This window comes from Desulfovibrio intestinivivus (genome assembly GCF_053570665.1).
The window spans coordinates 1,297,832-1,316,096 of record NZ_JBRBQT010000001.1; the positions used below are offsets into that span (position 1 = coordinate 1,297,832).

Below are 18,265 nucleotides of genomic sequence, written 5' to 3' on the forward strand. Positions count from 1 at the left end.
AGTCCGCGGCGTGAGAGGTTCATTAATGAGGCCCACGTATTATGCCCACTGAGGAAGCGGATTTTTTTCTCGAAAGTTATAATTTTGCATTGCCTGAAGCGCAGATAGCCCAGTTCCCGCCTGAAGAGCGCGGGAACTCGCGTCTGCTGGTCATGCCGCGCCAGGGTGCGCTCGAGCTTGAGCACCACCAGTTCAGCGATCTGCCGGACTGCCTGCCTGAGGGCGCGTTGCTGGTAGCCAACAATTCCCGCGTATTGCAGGCGCGCTTGCTGGGAACACGCTCCACTGGCGGCAAGGTGGAGTTTTTGCTGCTCACGCCCCTGCCGCTGGTGCTTGAAAGGGGACGGTCCGACAAGCTTGGCGGCTCCAGCGCGGAAGTCGAGGGGCTCATACGCTCCGGCGGCAGCATTCGTGATGGTGAAAAGCTTGAATTTGGCGCGGGCATCAGCGTGACCGTTCTGGAATCGGGCGAATTCGGGCATCGGCGTGTGCGTCTGGCCTGGGACGGGGACCTTTCCAAGGCCTTTGCCGCCACCGGGCACATTCCTTTGCCGCCCTACATCAAGCGGACAGATGCGGAAGAAGATCTGAGCCGCTACCAGACCATCTATTCCCGCGAGGACAAGACGGGTTCTGTGGCCGCGCCCACGGCGGGGCTGCACTTTACCCCCGAGATGCGAGAAACCCTGAAGGCCAGAGGCTTTCAGTGGGCGGACGTAACCCTGTATGTGGGTTACGGCACCTTCAGCCCTGTGCGCAGCGCCGACATACGCGGCCACCGCATGCACAGGGAATATGTGGAAATGCCCGAGGCAACGGCGCTTGCCATTGCCGAGGCCAAGCGTGAAGGGCGGCCTGTGATTGCCGTTGGCACCACCAGCCTGCGCTCTATGGAGGGCGTGGCCGAATTGTGCGGCAGGGTGCAGCCCTTTACCGGTTGGACGGACATCTTTTTGTACCCCGGCAGGCCCTTCCGTGTGGTTGATGGCCTGCTGACAAACTTTCATCTGCCTGAGTCCTCCCTGATCATGCTGGTTTCTGCCCTGGCCGGGCGCGAGCGCGTGCTTGCCGCTTATGCCGAGGCTGTGAGCAGGGGGTATCGGTTCTTCTCATATGGCGATGCCATGCTTATTCGCTGATTGTTTCAAGAAGCGGGTGTGGAATCCCAAGGAGCTGAAATGTCAAGAGTTGTATTCATGGAAGAGCGCTGCAAGGGCTGCCGCCTGTGTGTGGAAGTCTGCCCGGTGCACATCCTCAGGCCTTCGGGCCGTTTTAACCGCCACGGTTATGAAGTGATGGAAATGGAAGGCCAATGCACGGGCTGTGCCTCGTGCGCGGTCATGTGTCCCGATGTGGCCATACGCGTGTTCAAAAGCGCGAAAACCAAGGGGGGCAAGGCATGAGCGCTGCAACCGAACGTGTGCTCATCAAGGGCAACGAGGCCGTGGCCTTTGGCGCTATAGATGCGGGCTGCCGCTGCTATTTTGGCTACCCCATCACCCCGCAGAATGAAGTGCCGGAATCCCTCTCCAGCCTGTTGCCCGAAGTCGGCGGCCAGTTTGTGCAGGCCGAAAGCGAAGTCGGCGCCATCAACATGGTGCTGGGTGCGGCAGCCAGCGGTATTCCTGCGCTTACGTCTTCCTCCAGCTGCGGTATTTCGCTCATGCAGGAAGGCATTTCCTACATGGCGGGCAGCCAGATCCCCGGCGTGATCGTCAACATGCAGCGCGGCGGCCCCGGCCTTGGCGATATAGGCCCCTCGCAGGGCGATTATTTTCAGGCCGTCAAGGGCGGCGGACACGGCGACCACCGCAATCTGGTGCTGGCCCCCTCCACCGCTCAGGAATGCTATGATTTCATGTTCAGGGCCTTTGCCCTGGCATTCAAATACGCCAACCCGGTCATGGTGCTGGGCGACGCCATTGTGGGCCAGATCAAGGAACCCGTGCGCCGCGTGCCGCCCAAGGACGCCGTGCCCGCCGAGGACCTTGCCGCCCTTGCCGCGCCCTGGCGCATGGAAGGTTATGGCCGCCGTGGCCCCGGCGCGCAGCCGCGCCTGCTCAAGTCGGTCTATCTGGCCGAAGGGGCCCTGGCCGAGCGCAACCGCATGCTCATGAGCAAATACGAATCCATGAAGGCCGACTGCGCCTTTGAATGCGTTGATACTGAAGATGCGGAGCTGATTGTGGTGGCCTTTGGCTCCATTGCCCGCATTGCCCGCAGCGCCATCCGTCAGTTGCGCGCCCAGGGGCATAAAATCGGCCTGTTCCGGCCCATTACCCTGTTCCCCTTCCCGGATGAAGCCCTGCGCGCTCTTGCGCCCGGTCGGCGTTTTCTGGTTATGGAGCAGAACACGGGGCAGATGGTGGAAGATGTCCGCCTGGCCCTCTTTGGCCAGCCGGGCGTTGCGCCCGCATCCGTGCTGTGGCACGGCGTCATGCCGGGGCTGTTCATCGGCGCCGATGCCCTGCGCGAACCCATGCTTCAGGCCCTCAAGGAGAACTAATCATGCAAGCTCAGGAACTGGACGCATTGCGTCCCGCCGAGGGCGAAAGCCTGGTTTTTGATACCAATCCCGTGCTCAACGAGCGCCCCACCCACTATTGCCCCGGCTGCCACCACGGCATTGCCCACAGGCTGGTGAGCGAGGTGCTGCACGAACTGGGCGTGGCCGAACGCACCATTCTGGTGGCCTCGGTGGGCTGCGCCACATTCACTTACGATTACTTTAACGTGGACGGCCTTGAGGCCCCGCATGGCCGTGCCTGCGCCGTGGCCACAGGCGTACGCCGCGCCCGCCCGGATGCTGTGGTGTTCACCTATCAGGGCGACGGCGACATGGCAGCCATCGGCATGGCCGAATCCATGCACGCCGCCAACCGTGGCGAAAAGATCACCGGCATTTTCATCAACAACACGGTGTACGGCATGACCGGCGGGCAGATGGCCCCCACCACCCTGGTGGGACAAAAGACCACCACCTCGCGGCAGGGGCGCTCCATCAGCAATGAGGGCGGCCCCATCCGCATGGCCGAGATCATGGCCCAGCTGGACGGCGTGGCCTATTCCGCCCGCTGCTCGCTGGATTCGGTCAAGCATGTGCGCGAATCAAAAAAGGCCATGCGCAAAGCCTTTGAAGTGCAGTTGCAGGGTCTTGGCTTTGGCTTCATTGAGCTGCTTTCCGGCTGCCCCACCAACTGGCATCTGGATCCCATTGCCGCCAACAAGCGGATTGCCGAGGCCATGATGCCCGTATTCCCCCTTGGGGTGTACAAGGATGTGACGGCCAGCGTGGAGGCGGATCATGTCTAACGCATATCAGGATGTGATTATTGCCGGTTTTGGCGGTCAGGGCGTTATGCTCATCGGCAACCTGCTGGCGCAGGCCGGCATGGAACACGGGCTTGAGGTGAGCTTTATCCCGGTTTACGGGGCTGAAATGCGCGGCGGCACGGCCAACTGCACGGTGGTGCTTGATGAGCATCCCATCGGTTCGCCCCTGGTGCGCGAGCCCATGTCCACCATCATTCTCAACGAACCTTCGCTTTCCAAGTTCCAGCCGCGGCTGGGCGCGGACGGTGTGCAGATCGTCAATGCCTCGCTGGTGGGGGAAACCCTGCTTGATACAGCGAAGCGCACGGTCTACATTCCCGTGAACGACATGGCCCACGAACTGGGCAATGTAAAGATGGCCAACATGGTGGCCTTGGGCGCATGGCTCAAGGCAACAGGCGCGTTGCCTCTCAATGTGGTGCAGGAAGCGCTGAATCGCGTGGTCAGCGCGCACTACGCCAAGTTGATCTCCGCCAACGCCAAGGCGCTGGAGCAGGGCTACAACTTCGCATAGCATGCGGCCCGCCCCGTGCGGGACGCTTTTGCAAAATAAAAAACATCCGGCAGGGAATCCACTGCCGGATGTTTGATTTTCAGGGCACGTGCAGCCCGCGGAGCCTATGCGCCAGCCAGGCCACTACCAATCATGGTTTCGGGCCGCACAATGTTGTCGAACTGTTCTTCGGTTACGCTCCCCAGCGCCAGCGCCGCCTGACGGAGCGTGAGGCCTTCCGCCGAGGCTTTTTCCGCGATTTTTGCCGCCTGCTGGTAGCCGATGACGGGCGAAAGCGCCGTGACCAGCATCAGGGAATTATTGACGAACGAATCTATTTTTGCCCGGTTGAGCGTTGTGCCTTCAACGGAATGCTCTCTGAATTTACGGCAGCCATCACCCAGAATATTGACGGATTGCAGCACGTTCTTGATGGCTACGGGGCGCATGACATTGAGTTCAAAATTGCCCTGGCTGCCCGCAAGGGCCACGGCACTGTCGTTGCCCATGACCTGTATGGCGATCATGATCAGGGCTTCGCACTGGGTGGGGTTGATCTTGCCGGGCATGATGGACGAGCCGGGTTCGTTCTCTGGAAGTTGCAGTTCGCCCAGCCCACAGCGCGGGCCAGCCGCCAGCCAGCGCATGTCGTTGGCTATTTTGACAAGGGCCACGGCGAGGCCGCGCAGGGCGGCGCTAAAGCGCACTATGGCATCCTGGGAGGCAAGGGCCATGAACTTGTTGGGGGCGGTGACAAAGGGCTTGCCCGTGATGCTCGCCAGTTCTTCCGCCACAGCCATGCTGAAGCCCTTTGGCGCGTTCAGCCCGGTGCCCACGGCGGTGCCGCCCAGAGCCAAAGGGTAGAGCCCTTCGCGGGCGGCCTGAATATCCTCAACGCAGGCGCGCAGTTGGGCGGCATAGCCTGACCATTCCTGCCCCACGCTGAGGGGCACGGCATCCTGCAAGTGGGTGCGGCCAATCTTGACCACGTCCATCCACTGCACGGCCTTGCGTTCCACTGCTTCGGCCAGGGCTTCCACCTCCGGCAGCAGGCGTGCATCGCAGCTCTGCACGGCGGCCAGATGCATGGCCGTGGGAAAGGCATCGTTGGACGACTGGCTCATGTTCACATCGTCATTGGGGCCAACGGGCTTCTGACTGCCCATGACGCCGCCGAGCAACTGGATGGCGCGGTTGGACAGCACCTCGTTCACATTCATGTTGGTCTGGGTGCCGGAGCCTGTCTGCCACACGTAGAGCGGAAAATGTTCGTCCAGCAGGCCGTTCATGCCTTCCTGCGCGGCGCGGTCAATGGCCTGTGCCTTCCAGCCGGGCAGCCGCCCCATGCGGGCGTTGACCTGTGCGCTGGCCTTTTTGATCAGGCAGAGGGCGCGGCAGATTTCCAGCGGCATTTTGTCATCGCCAATGGAAAAATGTTCGAGCGAGCGCTGCGTTTGCGCACCCCAGTAACGGTTGGCAGGCACCATGACCTGCCCCATGCTGTCAAACTCGTCGCGTTCTCCAGCGGCGTCTATGCCCACAGGAAGATCAAGAACAGACGGTTCACTTTGTGCTGTACTGCCCACGGCGCGCTCCTCCCTGCACGAACAACGGCCCCCGGCCCACTCCTTGCGGAGCGGCTGACCGGGGGCCGTTCTGTGCCGTTATACGGTGCTGTGCTAGAAGCCCTTGGCCCCCATGAGGCAGGCGAGGTCGCACACGCGGTTGGAATAGCCCCATTCGTTGTCGTACCAGGCCACAATCTTGACCAGGCGGCCTTCCTGCACGGTGGTGTAGGGGGCTTCAAGAATGGAAGAATGCGGGTCGCCCTTGAAGTCCATGGAAACCAGGGGCTTTTCGTTGTAAGCCAGAATGCCCTTGAGGTAGGTTTCCGAAGCTTCCTTGAGTTCGCCGAGCAGGCTTTCGGTATCCGTGGATTTTTCCAGAATGCCCGAAAAGTCCACAACGGAAACCGTGGGCGTGGGAACACGCAGCGAATAGCCCGTGAACTTGCCCTTGAGTTCGGGAATGACCTTGGCCACGGCCTGAGCCGCACCGGTGGAGGTGGGGATGATGTTGCAGGCGGCAGCGCGGGCGCGGCGCGGGTCCTTGTGGGCCATGTCGAGGATGCGCTGATCGTTGGTGTAGGAGTGGATGGTGGTCATGTTGCCCATCTGGATGCCGAACTTGCGTTGCAGCACAAGAGCCACCGGGGCAAGGCAGTTGGTGGTGCACGAGGCGTTGGACACAACGTGGTGTTTGGCCGGGTCGTACTGCTCGTGGTTCACGCCCATGACGATGGTGATGTCTTCATCCTTGGCGGGGGCGGTGATGATGACCTTTTTGGCGCCGTTTTCAATGTGCACGGCCGCCTGGGTGGCAGAGCGGAAAATACCGGTGCTTTCCACCACGATGTCAACATCATGCGCGCCCCAGGCAAGTTGCTTGGGGTCGCGTTCTGCAAAGCAGTGGATGTTCCAGTCGCCCACAGTGGCGTCCTGCCCGTTGACCTTGGCGTCAAGGTTGGCTCGTCCATAGACGGAATCGTATTCCAGCAGGTGGAAATTGGATTCCGCGTCAAACAGGTCGTTGATGGCAACCACTTCCACTTGGTCGCGGTAGCTTTGGTGCAGGGCGCGGAAAACCTGCCGCCCAATACGGCCAAAGCCGTTGATGCCTACTTTGATTTTGCTCATATACAAGTTCCTCATAGCGTTGAGGGAAAATCGTTATCGTGCGCTGCCGCCGGAATTCAACGGCTCAAATTTGCAAAAGCGCATGCACAGCGCCACGGCGGTTCTGGTCCCCGAAAGAAAAGCCTGCCATTTTTCGGCAGTGCCTTTGCTGCACGAGCAGTCGAATCCTGCCGCCGCAGCCGGGAAAAATCGCCTGTGCGCGGCCTAGTCTTCGTAGAGAGAGTAGGCGTGTTTGGCCATCAGCTCGTAATTGTTGCGCAAGGCCTCGTGCAGACGGGAGTTTTCAATGGCCAGCGCCGAAATGGCAGCCACGGCTTCCATGAAGGTTTCCTCGTCGGCACTGAATTCGCGCTCCACGTCGGAATACACGCGGATGAGGCCAATGGCTTTGCCGTCAGCCATGAGGGGAGAGGACAGCACGGAAACAAGGCCTTCGGCCTTGGCCGATTCCGGGTACTGGAAGCGCCCGTCGGCGGTGGCGTCCTTGAGGTGGATGGTCTTGCCGGAAAGCACTTCGCCGTCAAGGCCGCTGCGTTTCACTTCCACCGGGCCTTTGCGCATGTAGGTGGAGGAAAGGCCGTGGGCGGCGCTGGGCAGCAAGAAGCGTCCGGTGCTGTCCAGCAGACGGATGGTGCTTGCTTTGCAGCCCATGGTTACGGCGGTTTGCTCGGTGATTTTGTGCAGAACTTCGCGGGGCTCAAGGCTGGAGTTGATAACCAGCGCCACATCCCTGAGCGCACGGAAATAATCGTGTGCCATAGGTGCCTCCTGAGGAAAGCGTTTCGACAGGCATTAAAGCCTGCCGCGCATGAATTGTTGATCTGGTTTGTAACACGTTTTCCAGTTCCAACTATGCGCTATTTTTCTGCATCAGGCAAATGCGGTCTGGCATGGCCCGGCGAATGCGTCGCAAACAGGCAAGAGAGCACCAATGTAAAGCGATTTCAGCGGGCTGCTGGCCCGGATCATTGCATTGTCAGAAGTTATGCTGCAAGCACTGAAACCTGCACCGCAACGGAACCGCGCAGAGTTTCATGGATCAATCTGCACAGGGAAGTGCGAACATTGTGAAAACGCCGCTGGCGCGCCCTCAGGCGCTCTTGCCTTGCGCGCTTAAGCCTTAGGCCCTTAAGCCTTGGGCTTGACCGGGGCCTTCATGCTGATCTGACCTTCAATGATGCCGCCTTCTTCTGTGAGCAGATTGGGGGTGACAACCTGGCCTTCAAGCACCCCGGAACTGTAAACCACGATGCGGCGTTTTGCCGTCACATCGCCGGTGAAGTGGCCGGAAAGCAGCAGTTCGCCCACATCAAGGGTGCCCTGCACCTGAGCATCTTTGCCCACGTTGAGCGTACCGTCACTGACAATTTCGCCAGTATAGCGGCCTTCAATGCGCACAGTGCCCTTGAAGTTGAGCTTGCCTTCATAGACGGTATCGGAGCCGAGGTACGCTATTTCGTCCTTTGCCACGTTTATCCCCTTTGGCTTAACAGTTAGCTTTTAAACATGAAACGTCGCATGGACACGTTGAGCACAATGCCAAGCAGTGTGAAGTTGACCACTGTGGCGCTGCCGCCGTAGCTGATGAAGGGCAAGGGAATGCCCACCACCGGCATGAGGCCTATGACCATGCCCATGTTGATAAAAATCTGCCAGAAAAAGTAAAAAAACACCCCAACCACGAGGGTACTGCCAAAGCGATCCTTGGCCTGAACCGCGGTTGAGAAGATGGAAAGCAAAAACAGGCAGAACAGCGTGACCAGAGCCACGCAGCCCACAAAGCCCCATTCCTCGCCAAAAACAGCCACGGCAAAGTCGGAGTGGCGTTCGGGCAAAAAGCGCAACTGGCTCTGTGTGCCTTCGCGAAAGCCCTTGCCCCACAATTCGCCCGAGCCAATGGCAATGCGAGACTGGATGATGTGATACCCGGTGCCGCGCGGGTCGTTGCCGGGGTCCAGAAACGTCAGGATGCGTTGGCGCTGATAATCGTGCATGCCCACAAACCACATAAAGGCCACCGCGGCTGGGGCGACCAGCAGGCATGTTTTGAGAACATAGCCCCTAAGCCCGTGGAACAGGATCATGCCGCCCATGATCAGCAATATCAGCAGGGTAGTGCCCAGATCGGGCTGAACGATAATAAGCCCGCAAGGAACAAGGCCCACGCAAAGCACGCTGCAAAAATTTTTCCAGCCCAGGGGGCGGCTGTCGCGCGCCAGCAGGCGCGCCACAAGAACCAGCACGGAAAGCTTGGCCATTTCTGAAGGCTGCAAACTCATGAAACCCAGCGAAATCCAGCGCTTGGCACCGTAGACTGTTTTGCCTGCAATGGGCACCAGCAGCAGAAGAAAGACAGTTATGAGAAAGAAAGGCCATGCAAGGTTGCGCAACTGGCGGTAGTCAAAAACCATTGCCAGCAGCATGCATACCACGCCGCACAGGCCCCAGATCAGCTGGCGCTGATAAAAGGAATTGAATGCCAGGCCAGATTCCACGCGCGTACCGCTGGCGGAATACAGGTTGCCCACGCCCACAAGATAGAGCAGCAGCATACAGGCCAGAAGGCCCCAGTTGATATAGCTGAAAAGGCGATTATCCATGCCGCTTGTCCGCTTGTCAGGAATGCGTGGTTGCAGGGTGGTGTGAAAAGGCTTGCCCATAGGCCGCCGCACCGCACCGCAACACTCTTTGGCCGTGGCGGGCCTTGCTGCGATTGTTGGCTGCGCTGTCGCCATTGGGGCAAACGTTGTTTGCGCCCGTGCGCGGTGCCGGCTCTTTGCACATGGTGCCTAGTCCGTGGGCTCTACGGCTGCGGTTGGGGCTGGCAACACGATCATGGGCGCGTTGGGGTCAGGCCCGAAAAGATAGTCGTAAACCTTGCGGGCCACAGGGCCAGCCACGCTTGAACCGCCGCCGCCGTGTTCCACCATGACAATAACCACATAGGTTTTGCCGTCTTTAACACCCCAAGTGGCAATCCATGCGTGGTCACGCTGGGCATATTCCATTTCCGACATTTTCAGGCGGCGGTCGCCCGCAGCCATCTTGAGCTTGACCACCTGTGCCGTGCCTGTTTTGCCGCCCATGTCGGCATCCTTGCGGCCCACAACCTTGGCTGTGCCGCCGTTGGCTGTGCGGCGCATGGCCTCCACCACAAACTTGAGTGTTTCAGGCTTGGCGGGCACGCGCCCGCGCACTTCGCGGGTGGCGTCATCCACAAGCTGGGGCTTGAGCAGATCGCCGCCGTTGAGCAGAGCCGAAACAAATACGGCCACCTGCACCGGCGTCACCAGAGTGTAGCCCTGGCCAATGGATACGTTGTAGGTTTCGCCGCGTGTCCACGGACGGCCAAAACGCCGCCGTTTCCAGTCGCGCGAAGGCACAAGGCCCGATTTTTCGTGCGGCAGGTCAATGCCTGTAGGCCGCCCGAATCCACAAGCCTTGGCGAATTCTTCCAACTTGTCAATGCCCAGACGGTCGCCCATAAGATAGAAATAGACATCGCAGGAGTCGATGAGCGCGTGCACGAGGTCTTCCGAGCCGTGCCCGCCGCGCTTCCAGCAGCGGAAAATCTGGTTGCCCAGTTTGACCTGGCCGGGGCAGAACACGCTTTCACGCGGATTAACGCCCTTTTCAAGCAACATGGTGGCCATAATCAGCTTCCATACGGAACCTGGAGGGTACACGCTCTGGATAACGCGGTTCTGCAAGGGAAAGCGGTTATTGGTGCGCAGGGCGTCCCAGTCGCGTTGCGAAATGCCCGCAGCAAAAAGGTTGTTGTCGTAGGCCGGGGATGTCACCAGCGCGCGCAGCTTGCCGCTGTCCGGCTCCATGACCACGATGCAGCCAGCCTCGCCGCCGAGGGCGTCCCAGGCGGCCTTTTGCAGGCCCGCATCGAGCGAAAGATGTATTTCGTGCCCGCCGCGCGGTTCATCACGCAGGGTTTTGCCAAGCACTCGGGCGTGGGCGTCAACCTCGACATCGTACAGGCCCTTGCGGCCCCGCAACTGCTTTTCCAGCTCCAGTTCCAGCCCCTGCTTGCCCACCAGATCGCCCATGGCAAGGGCGCTGTCCGCGGCCATTTCCTGCTCGTTGGCTTCTGCCACGTAGCCAAGAATATGGGCGAAAAGTTCCTTCTCGGGGTAACTGCGCTTGGTGCGCACCACAATTTCAAGCCCCGGCCATTCGTGAATCTCGGATTCAATGCGGGCCACAAGGTCAAAGTCGATATCGGTGATGAGCAGCAGAGGCTCAAAGGGTTTGACCTTGAAGCGGTCCTGACGGAACTTGTCCCAGACCTGCTGGAGGGGAATGCCCGACCATTCGCTTATCTGGGCCAGGGTGGCGGGGATGTCGTGGCAGTCTTCGCGCACGATGGAAAGGCCGTAGGCGGTGCGGTTGTCGGCCAGCACCTTGCCCTTGTCGTCCATGATGCGCCCGCGCGGCGCAAAGATGCGCTCGATACGCAGGCGGTTGTCCTGCGCCTGACGCGCAAATTCTTCGCCTCTGTGTACCTGCAAATACCAGAAGCGCACCACAAGCACAAAAAACATCAGACCCACAAGAACCTGAAGCAGGATTGCGCCAGCGCGCGGCGGCTGATAGCCCTCGCTCTCGACCTGAATCTTGAGCCAGGAGCGAATGCCCTTATGCTGCGCCTTGTCTTTGTGCGCCAGCAGCGAGGTGTTGTCAGTTTTCCTGATCATTGGGGTTCCAGTGGCGGGTGGCCACCAACAGCCGCCAGGCGAAGGGCACAAAGATTGCCTGAATCAGGCTTGTGTCCAGGGTTCCCTGCACATCGAAAGGCAGGTTCTGCAAAGGGGCCATGAGCCACGCAATGGCGTAGTATGCGGCGCCCAGACAGGCTGACAGCAGAAAGACAAAAATGAAATTTTCCACTTCAAACAGCCAGCGGCCCATCTTGAACAGCAAAATGACTGCGGCATACCAGACAATGACGGCCCCGAAGGGGCGCGTGCCCATGCCTTCCTGCAACAGGATGAACACGGGCAGCAGCCAGAGCATATTTTTATAATCCCGTTCCTGCAACAGGATGATCAGGCCCACCGTGAGCACGTCAAGCCCCGGTACCGCCGCCTGCAAAACAATGGCGCAGGCCATGAAAAAGGCCCACCATGCAATGCTGCGGAGCGTCCTCATGGCGTGGCGCTTTTGGGCGCGGGCGGGCCCACGAATTCTTTGGGAGCTTCGCTGGGTTCCAGCGGGCGGGGCGCGCCGGTGGATTCGAGCAGCAGCACTTCTTCAAGGTGTTGCAGGTCAACCAGCGGTTCAGCCTTGATGGCCATGAACTGGGTGTAGTCCGAAGGAGCCACGCGCAGTACGCGCGCCACGGGTATGCCCTTGGGGTACTTGCCGTCCAGACCGGAGGTGATGATTATTTCGCCTGGCTTGACCTTGGCATCGCGCTGCACAAAGTTGACTTCAAGCTTCTGGCCCGTGCCCATGCCCATGAGGATGCCGGGAGCCCGGCTTTCTTGCGAAAAAACGGCTATGCGGCTGCTGGGATCAGTGAGCAGCAACACAATGGAGCTGTGGGCGCTGGCCTTGAGAACGCGGCCAACCAAGCCAAGGTGGGTAACCAGCGGCGTGCCCGGCCGCCCGCCCGTGCTGTAACCCCGGCTGATGGTGATGCTGTCAAGAACGGCGTTGGGGCCCATGCGGCCGGAAAGAACGCGGGCGCCAAGGGGGCGCCATGTCTGGTCTACCGGCAGTTGCACCAGTGCGCGCAGGCGTTTGAGCTCGGCCAGGTCTTCACCATTGGCAAGCAGGCGCGCTTCAAGCTCGTCCACCTTTTGCTTGAGGGCTTCGTTTTCTTCACGCACGCCCACAAGGTCAAAGTAGCGATCCCACATGGTTTCCGCAGCGTCCTGCGCGGAACGAACAGGCGTGAGCACCGCGCCGGTGATTTCAAGCCCCAGTTTCGCGGCCAGGTCATCCAGAACGCGCGTGCGCTGATTCCAGGAGTACATGCCCAGAAACAGGATGAGCAAAATGCCCGAAAGGAGGAGAAGACGCCGCAGTGTCACAGGCGGAAGCTCCTGAAAGCCGGTGCGGAATAAACCGCGCCCCTGAGCCGGAGACGCAAAACCGGAAGCTTGTGTTCCGGCATTGCGTCAGCCGCACAGGGGCGCGAGGACAAGGTCGGTTCTAGTCGATGCACACTTCTTTGAGAATGTGCAGGTTGTCCAGCGCTTTGCCAGTACCCACCACAACCGTGGACAAGGGATCGTCCACAACCGTAATGGGCAACGAGGTTTCTTCGCGCAGCAGTTGGTCAAGGCCCTTGAGCAGCGCGCCGCCGCCCGTGAGCACAATGCCCCTGTCCACAATATCCGCCGCCAGTTCCGGCGGGGTCTGTTCCAGGGCGATGCGCACAGCCTGAACGATGCTGTCCACCTGTTCAGAAATGGCTTTGCGCACTTCTTCAGAGGTGATGATAATGTTCTGCGGAATACCCGTCACAAGGTCGCGGCCCTTGACTTCGATCTGTTGTTCCGGATCGAGCGGGTAGGCGGATGCGATCTTGATCTTGATTTCTTCAGCGGAAGATTCACCGATGAGCATGTTATACTTGCGCTTGACGTGGGTCATGATGGCTTCGTCCATCTTGTCGCCGCCCACGCGCACAGAGCGCGAGTACACAATGCCCGAAAGGGAGATGACCGCCACTTCAGTGGTGCCGCCGCCGATATCCACCACCATGTTGGAGGTGGGTTCCTGAATGGGCAGATCCGCGCCGATGGCCGCTGCCATGGGTTCTTCGATGAGGTACACTTCACGTGCGCCAGCGGACTGGGCCGACTCTTTCACGGCGCGCTTTTCCACCTGGGTGATGCCCGTAGGTACGCAGATCATGATACGCGGGCGCACAAGACGCCGCGAATTGTGAACCTTGGCGATAAAGTGGCGCAGCATGGCCTCGGTAACTTCAAAGTCGGCGATAACGCCGTCTTTCATGGGGCGGATAGCCCAGATGTTGCCAGGGGTTCTGCCCAGCATGCGCTTGGCATCGTGCCCAACGGCAAGAACTACATTGTTGCCGCGCGGGTCTTTTTTGACCGCGACCACCGAGGGCTCGCGCAACACAATTCCCTGCCCCTTGACATAAACGCAGGTGTTGGCTGTGCCAAGGTCAATGGCCAGATCATTGGAAAACAATCCTAGTGCGAAATCCAGAATTTTGGACATTACTCTAACTTGCCTCGCTGTGCTGGTGTGCTACCTTACCGTCATGTTGAAACAACTCCCGCACCCGGCGAGGCGAAGAGGCCTGGAGTGGGGGCGCTGTTGGAATTGGTAACGTCAGGCTGAAAACTGTTCTGCTAAAACTGGCATGAAGTCAAGACGGTGGACGCAGGGTTAAAATATTTGTCCCGCCGGAAGGCGCGGAAATAAGCCTTCAAGGGACGCAAACATGCAGCGCTGGCATACTCTGGCCGCTTATTATAATCGACGCTATGGCAGCCGGGTGCAAAAAATTCCACTTGACGCCGGGGCCTCCTGCCCCAACCGCGACGGTACGCTTTCATTTTCCGGCTGCACGTTTTGCAATGCCGATGGGTCCGGCTCGGGCCGTGCAAAACAAGGCGATTCCCTACTGCAACAGTGGAATTTCTGGCGTTCCATATATCTGCGGGACGACCCCAATACGCGCTTTATTGCATACCTGCAATCCTTCTCTAACACGTATGGGCCATCAGAACGCCTGCAACAACTGCTCCAAACGATTCGCCAACTGCCCGGCTGTTTTGGAATTGCCGTGGGAACCCGCCCCGATTGTCTTGATGACGAGAAGCTCGACCTGCTCGCAGCCCTTGATTGCGACCTCTGGCTGGAGCTGGGCTTGCAGACGGCCCATGACCAAACCCTGGCCCGCATTAACCGGGGCCATTCCGCAGCCAGCGCTGAAAATGCCGTGCGCATGGCCGCAGCGCGCGGCATTGCCGTAAGCGCTCACCTCATGGCCGGGCTGCCCGGTGAAGGCGAAGGCCATTTTCTGCAAAGTCTGGACTGGGCGCTCTCCCTGCCGATAAGCGGCCTCAAACTGCACAACGTTTACGTGCCCAAGGGGACGGAACTTGCCCGCCAGTACGCCGCAGGCCAGTATCATCCCCTCTGGCGCGATGAATATGTCGACCTTCTCTGCGCCGCCCTGCCGCGCATCCCTTCGCACATTGTCATGCACCGCCTCCAGAGCGACCCAGCCCCCGGTGAACTGCTGGCCCCCACCTGGGCCACGGACAAGCGCGGCCTGCTGGGGGATTTGCGGCGGGCGCTGGGGGCGAGGGAGTTGTGGCAAGGCAAGTTCTGCGACTCCCCTGAGGGGTGTCCGACGGTCTTTTTGAGCGCTGGCTGCGTCAGAAGTAATTTTGCTCGGGTCGAGTACTGTCAGAGTACACTCCCTTCGCAAAAATAACTACTTCCTTGCCAGCGCCCAAAAATCTTTGTCGGACACAATCGTTGGCTCTGGGGGGCTGGTTGCGTCATTAACGGCTTTGCTCAGCTGGTTTCATAAGAATTCCTGTTGGTTTCACTTGGTGTTGCCGCAAATCAACTCGTTTATTCTCGGTCAAAAAACTCCACCCCTCTGTAATATTATAAGGTTAACATGCTGGAGCCGCCCTGTGGCGTATGGACATTTATTTGGCTTTGTGCTGGTATACCAGTTATGAAGCAGACAAACACCAAGGCATCTTCCACAGCGTATGAGGCCATCCGTTCCATGATCGCGCAAGGGCAGCTCAGCCCCGGCGAAGAACTGTCGGAACGCAGCCTGGCTGAAAGCCTGCAACTTGGGCGCACGCCAGTGCGCGAGGCCATCAAGGATCTGTGCAGGGAGGGCGTTCTCATGAGCGTGCCCCTGCGGGGTACCTTTGTGCAGCGCCTGTCTGTGGAAGACCTGAAAGAAATTCACGAGGTGCGTCTGGCGCTCGAAGGCATGGCCGCCAAGCTGGCGGCAGAAAAAGGCGGCAGCCCTGAGCTGCGGGCCTGTCTTGCCGAACTTCAGGCCCTGCCCAACGGGCCGGAGCTTGATACCTTTGAAGCGCAGCGCATCGGCTGGGATTTCCACAAAGCCATATTTCAGGCCGCTGGCAACACGCGGCTGGCAAAACTCTATGCAGACGTGCGCGTGCAGAACTCCTTGGCCATGCAGCGCGTCAAAAATTACGATGCAGAACGGACACGCGTGGTGATCAAGGAACATATCGCCATTGGCAACGCCATTCTGGATCGCAATCAAACCCTGGCTCACCAGCTTGTCTGGGATCATCTGCAAAAGGCCATGGAAACGAAACTGCGCTCACTGCTTGCAGTTCTCGACTAAACTTGGCCGCTGAGCATCACAAGGCGTTTTACGTGCAAGGAACAGAGGGGGAAGAGAGGCGATGGAAATGACAAAAACCAGCAAAAAGCGGCCCATTCCGCTGCCAATTCAGATGGTGCTCGGCCTTGTTCTGGGCATTGTGTTCGGCTTTATTGCGCCGCACTTTTCCCAGGCTCTGGCCCCGGTGGGTACGGCCTTTGTGCAGGCCATCAAGATGATCGTGGTGCCGCTGGTGTTCACGGCCATCACCCTTGGCATCTACCAGATGGGCAACAGCGCCAAGCAGTTGGGCAAGGTTTCCGTTATCAGCCTGCTCTATTTTTTTATTGCCACGGTGGTGGCGATCATCATTGGCCTTGCCCTCAACGGCATGTTCCACCCCGGCGTGGGCGTCAATCTGTCGCACACCGCAGAACTGCCCAAGAACATCAATACCACGGTCAACTGGACAAAGTTTTTCCTCGACATGATCCCCTCCAACGTGTTCGCGGCCATGTCGGGCACCAACCTCCTGCCCGTGCTGGTGTTTGCTGTGCTGCTGGGTCTTGCTCTGGCCTCCACCGGCAGCAGGGCAAAGCCTCTCGTTGACGTGCTGGACGCTCTGATGGGCGCTGTTTTCAAGCTCACGGGCTGGATCATCGCCCTGTCGCCCATTGCCATCTTCGCCATCATTGCCTGGCTGTTTTCCACGCAGGGCATGCACACCATTTTGGCCCTGCTCAAGCTGGTCCTAGTCATGTATCTGGGGCTTGGCGTGCTGCTGGTGCTGTTTGCCATTTTGATGCTCTGCATCGGCGAGCACCCCCTCAAGACCGCCAAGGCCGTGAGCGAGCCTGTGATTCTGGCCTTTGCCACGCGCTCGTCAGAGGCGACACTGCCCCTGCACATGGAAAAACTGGTGGAAATGGGCGTTCCCAAGGCCGTAGCCTCTGTGGTGCTGCCTCTGGGCTATGCCTTCAACCGCGACGGCTCCATCATGTATTTTGCGCTGGCCGTGGGCTTTCTGGCGGATGCCTATAACATTCCGCTGGATCCCAGCACCCTGCTTTCCATCATCGTGGTGACCACGCTTGCCAGCAAGGGCAGCGCCAACGTGCCCTCAGGCGGCCTTGTGGCCATTGCCATGGTGCTGACCACCATTGGCATTCCTGTGGAGGCTCTGGCCATCATCGCGGGGGTGGACGCTTTTCTGGACATGGGCCGTACAGCCGTCAACGTGGTCAGCAACACCGTCGCGGTGAAGCTTGTCATGCGCTGGGCGGGCATTGCCTATGAACCGACGGAAGAAACCGCCGAAGTCTAAAAGGTGAAATTCATGCCTGTAGTCGATCTGCGCAGTGATACCCTGACCATTCCCACCGAGGCCATGCGCGCCGCCATGCGCGAGGCCGAAGTGGGCGATGATGGCCGTGTTGATGCGGAAGGGCGCGGCGGCGACCCCACAGTCAATCGGCTGGAAGATTATGCTGCCGAACTGCTGGGCAAGGAAGCCGCGCTTTTTTGCCCGTCGGGAACCATGGCCAATCTCGTCGCGCTGGCAACCTGGTGCGACCGTGGCGATGCTGCGGCTCTGGAGCCGGACCTGCATGTGTTCCGCACCGAAAAGTCGCCATTCATGGAAAAGTTCCTGGCCGTTAAGCCGGTGTTTTATACGCGTGATGCGGAGGGCATGCCCGAAGTCGCGTCCTTTGCATCCGCTTGCGCGACGCCGGGCCTCAAGCTGGCTTGTGTGGAAAACAGCCACAACTTCGGCGGCGGCATCTGCGTGTCGCTGGCGCGGCAGCAGGCGCTCGCCGCTACGGCCCGCAAGGCGGCGGTTCCCGTGCATATGGACGGCGCGCGTCTGTTCAACGCCGCCGTGGCCCTCGGGGTGGACGCCGCGCATCTGGCCGCCTGCGCGGACAGCGTGATGTTCTGCCTTTCCAAGGGGCTGGGCGCTCCGTTCGGTTCCGTGCTGTGCGGAACGCGCGAGTTCGTTGCCCAGGCGCGGCAGACGCGCAAATTGCTTGGCGGCGGCATGCGGCAGGCGGGCATTATGGCCGCTGCCGGGCTGGTGGCCTTGCGAAGGGGCATTGAGCGCCTTGCGGAAGACCACGAAAACGCCCGCCATCTCGGCGCGGCCTTGGCGGCCTATGACGAGTTTGTGCTCACGCCTGTGCAGAGCAATATTGTGATGCTGGATATAAGCGCTTCCGGCAGGTCTTCAGAATGGTTCGAGCAAAAGCTTGCACCTCTGGGGCTGCTGGCTAAGGGCATGGGCAAGAATCATCTGCGGCTGACAACTTACAATGGCGTGGGGCGTCAGGATATGGCGCGAGCCATTGAGGCCTTTGAGCGCTTTATGGAAGAAAACCGCGCCCTGTGGAAGTAATGCCTGCCAGTAAACTGTCGCTGCAA

18 protein-coding genes are annotated in these 18,265 nt (G+C 59.7%); 9 read left to right on the top strand and 9 right to left on the bottom strand.

What is annotated here, in order from left to right; translation table 11 throughout:
* The first annotated feature begins 41 nt into the window (after window positions 1-41).
* Genes queA through ACUZ9P_RS05535 form a run of 5 tightly spaced genes read left to right on the top strand, consistent with a single transcriptional unit; the run spans window position 42 to window position 3,847 of the window.
* Window positions 42-1,139 (top strand): tRNA preQ1(34) S-adenosylmethionine ribosyltransferase-isomerase QueA, encoded by a 1,098-nt coding sequence (gene queA, locus ACUZ9P_RS05515; RefSeq protein WP_449248965.1) that lies wholly within the window; start codon window positions 42-44, stop codon window positions 1,137-1,139.
* Window positions 1,140-1,178: 39 nt separating this feature from the next.
* On the top strand, window positions 1,179-1,403 hold the full coding sequence (locus tag ACUZ9P_RS05520) for an indolepyruvate ferredoxin oxidoreductase subunit alpha (protein ID WP_192113534.1): 225 nt from the start codon (window positions 1,179-1,181) through the stop codon (window positions 1,401-1,403).
* Window positions 1,400-2,506, top strand: coding sequence for a 3-methyl-2-oxobutanoate dehydrogenase subunit VorB (gene vorB / locus ACUZ9P_RS05525; RefSeq protein ID WP_449248966.1), 1,107 nt, complete (start codon window positions 1,400-1,402; stop codon window positions 2,504-2,506). Before ACUZ9P_RS05520 ends, vorB begins: the two co-directional genes overlap by 4 nt.
* A gap of 2 nt (window positions 2,507-2,508) precedes the next feature.
* On the top strand, window positions 2,509-3,312 hold the full coding sequence (locus ACUZ9P_RS05530) for a thiamine pyrophosphate-dependent enzyme (protein WP_022659889.1): 804 nt from the start codon (window positions 2,509-2,511) through the stop codon (window positions 3,310-3,312).
* Window positions 3,305-3,847, top strand: coding sequence for a 2-oxoacid:acceptor oxidoreductase family protein (locus ACUZ9P_RS05535; protein ID WP_449248967.1), 543 nt, complete (start codon window positions 3,305-3,307; stop codon window positions 3,845-3,847). The genes ACUZ9P_RS05530 and ACUZ9P_RS05535 overlap by 8 nt, the downstream gene beginning before the upstream one ends.
* A 104-nt stretch (window positions 3,848-3,951) precedes the next feature.
* Here the strand turns inward: ACUZ9P_RS05535 and fumC are convergent, their stop codons facing one another.
* The 9 genes from fumC to ACUZ9P_RS05580 form a co-directional block, all read right to left on the bottom strand.
* Window positions 3,952-5,412 (bottom strand): class II fumarate hydratase, encoded by a 1,461-nt coding sequence (gene fumC / locus ACUZ9P_RS05540; protein ID WP_449248968.1) that lies wholly within the window; start codon window positions 5,410-5,412, stop codon window positions 3,952-3,954.
* A 93-nt stretch (window positions 5,413-5,505) separates the two neighbouring features.
* On the bottom strand, window positions 5,506-6,522 hold the full coding sequence (gene gap, locus ACUZ9P_RS05545; RefSeq protein ID WP_298998394.1) for a type I glyceraldehyde-3-phosphate dehydrogenase: 1,017 nt from the start codon (window positions 6,520-6,522) through the stop codon (window positions 5,506-5,508).
* A 204-nt stretch (window positions 6,523-6,726) separates the two neighbouring features.
* Window positions 6,727-7,281: a GAF domain-containing protein gene (locus ACUZ9P_RS05550; RefSeq protein WP_022659885.1), complete on the bottom strand. Its 555-nt coding sequence runs from the start codon at window positions 7,279-7,281 to the stop codon at window positions 6,727-6,729.
* A 369-nt stretch (window positions 7,282-7,650) separates the two neighbouring features.
* Window positions 7,651-7,992: a bactofilin family protein gene (locus ACUZ9P_RS05555; RefSeq protein ID WP_192113538.1), complete on the bottom strand. Its 342-nt coding sequence runs from the start codon at window positions 7,990-7,992 to the stop codon at window positions 7,651-7,653.
* A 23-nt stretch (window positions 7,993-8,015) separates the two neighbouring features.
* On the bottom strand, window positions 8,016-9,122 hold the full coding sequence (gene rodA / locus ACUZ9P_RS05560; protein ID WP_298998538.1) for a rod shape-determining protein RodA: 1,107 nt from the start codon (window positions 9,120-9,122) through the stop codon (window positions 8,016-8,018).
* Window positions 9,123-9,311: 189 nt separating this feature from the next.
* The gene (mrdA, locus tag ACUZ9P_RS05565) at window positions 9,312-11,228 is read right to left on the bottom strand and encodes a penicillin-binding protein 2 (RefSeq protein ID WP_449248969.1); all 1,917 of its coding nucleotides are present in this window, start codon (window positions 11,226-11,228) and stop codon (window positions 9,312-9,314) included.
* Window positions 11,212-11,682, bottom strand: coding sequence for a hypothetical protein (locus ACUZ9P_RS05570; RefSeq protein ID WP_022659880.1), 471 nt, complete (start codon window positions 11,680-11,682; stop codon window positions 11,212-11,214). Before ACUZ9P_RS05570 ends, mrdA begins: the two co-directional genes overlap by 17 nt.
* Window positions 11,679-12,569, bottom strand: coding sequence for a rod shape-determining protein MreC (gene mreC, locus ACUZ9P_RS05575; RefSeq protein WP_022659879.1), 891 nt, complete (start codon window positions 12,567-12,569; stop codon window positions 11,679-11,681). The genes ACUZ9P_RS05570 and mreC overlap by 4 nt, the downstream gene beginning before the upstream one ends.
* 121 nt (window positions 12,570-12,690) lie before the next feature.
* On the bottom strand, window positions 12,691-13,731 hold the full coding sequence (locus tag ACUZ9P_RS05580; protein ID WP_022659878.1) for a rod shape-determining protein: 1,041 nt from the start codon (window positions 13,729-13,731) through the stop codon (window positions 12,691-12,693).
* A 226-nt stretch (window positions 13,732-13,957) separates the two neighbouring features.
* Here ACUZ9P_RS05580 and ACUZ9P_RS05585 point away from each other — a divergent pair, with 226 nt between their 5' ends.
* The 4 genes from ACUZ9P_RS05585 (at window position 13,958) to ACUZ9P_RS05600 (ending at window position 18,239) form a co-directional block, all read left to right on the top strand.
* Entirely contained in the window at window positions 13,958-14,959 is a 1,002-nt protein-coding gene (locus tag ACUZ9P_RS05585) for a TIGR01212 family radical SAM protein (RefSeq protein WP_449248970.1), read from the top strand.
* 252 nt (window positions 14,960-15,211) lie between these two features.
* Entirely contained in the window at window positions 15,212-15,868 is a 657-nt protein-coding gene (locus ACUZ9P_RS05590; protein ID WP_022659876.1) for a GntR family transcriptional regulator, read from the top strand.
* 67 nt (window positions 15,869-15,935) lie between these two features.
* Complete coding sequence (locus tag ACUZ9P_RS05595; RefSeq protein WP_027181017.1) at window positions 15,936-17,171, top strand: dicarboxylate/amino acid:cation symporter; 1,236 nt, start codon at window positions 15,936-15,938, stop codon at window positions 17,169-17,171.
* A 12-nt stretch (window positions 17,172-17,183) separates the two neighbouring features.
* Window positions 17,184-18,239 (top strand): GntG family PLP-dependent aldolase, encoded by a 1,056-nt coding sequence (locus tag ACUZ9P_RS05600; protein WP_449248971.1) that lies wholly within the window; start codon window positions 17,184-17,186, stop codon window positions 18,237-18,239.
* Window positions 18,240-18,265: the final 26 nt, after the last annotated feature.

Excerpts from the sequence above, each read along its gene's own strand:
- queA (WP_449248965.1), top strand. The coding sequence starts at position 42 with ATGCCCACTGAGGAAGCGGATTTTTTTCTCGAAAGTTATAATTTTGCA.
- ACUZ9P_RS05520 (WP_192113534.1), top strand. The coding sequence starts at position 1,179 with ATGTCAAGAGTTGTATTCATGGAAGAGCGCTGCAAGGGCTGCCGCCTG.
- vorB (WP_449248966.1), top strand. The coding sequence starts at position 1,400 with ATGAGCGCTGCAACCGAACGTGTGCTCATCAAGGGCAACGAGGCCGTG.
- ACUZ9P_RS05530 (WP_022659889.1), top strand. The coding sequence starts at position 2,509 with ATGCAAGCTCAGGAACTGGACGCATTGCGTCCCGCCGAGGGCGAAAGC.
- ACUZ9P_RS05535 (WP_449248967.1), top strand. The coding sequence starts at position 3,305 with ATGTCTAACGCATATCAGGATGTGATTATTGCCGGTTTTGGCGGTCAG.
- gap (WP_298998394.1), bottom strand. The coding sequence starts at position 6,522 with ATGAGCAAAATCAAAGTAGGCATCAACGGCTTTGGCCGTATTGGGCGG.
- ACUZ9P_RS05550 (WP_022659885.1), bottom strand. The coding sequence starts at position 7,281 with ATGGCACACGATTATTTCCGTGCGCTCAGGGATGTGGCGCTGGTTATC.
- rodA (WP_298998538.1), bottom strand. The coding sequence starts at position 9,122 with ATGGATAATCGCCTTTTCAGCTATATCAACTGGGGCCTTCTGGCCTGT.
- mrdA (WP_449248969.1), bottom strand. The coding sequence starts at position 11,228 with ATGATCAGGAAAACTGACAACACCTCGCTGCTGGCGCACAAAGACAAG.
- ACUZ9P_RS05570 (WP_022659880.1), bottom strand. The coding sequence starts at position 11,682 with ATGAGGACGCTCCGCAGCATTGCATGGTGGGCCTTTTTCATGGCCTGC.
- ACUZ9P_RS05580 (WP_022659878.1), bottom strand. The coding sequence starts at position 13,731 with ATGTCCAAAATTCTGGATTTCGCACTAGGATTGTTTTCCAATGATCTG.
- ACUZ9P_RS05585 (WP_449248970.1), top strand. The coding sequence starts at position 13,958 with ATGCAGCGCTGGCATACTCTGGCCGCTTATTATAATCGACGCTATGGC.
- ACUZ9P_RS05590 (WP_022659876.1), top strand. The coding sequence starts at position 15,212 with ATGAAGCAGACAAACACCAAGGCATCTTCCACAGCGTATGAGGCCATC.
- ACUZ9P_RS05595 (WP_027181017.1), top strand. The coding sequence starts at position 15,936 with ATGACAAAAACCAGCAAAAAGCGGCCCATTCCGCTGCCAATTCAGATG.
- ACUZ9P_RS05600 (WP_449248971.1), top strand. The coding sequence starts at position 17,184 with ATGCCTGTAGTCGATCTGCGCAGTGATACCCTGACCATTCCCACCGAG.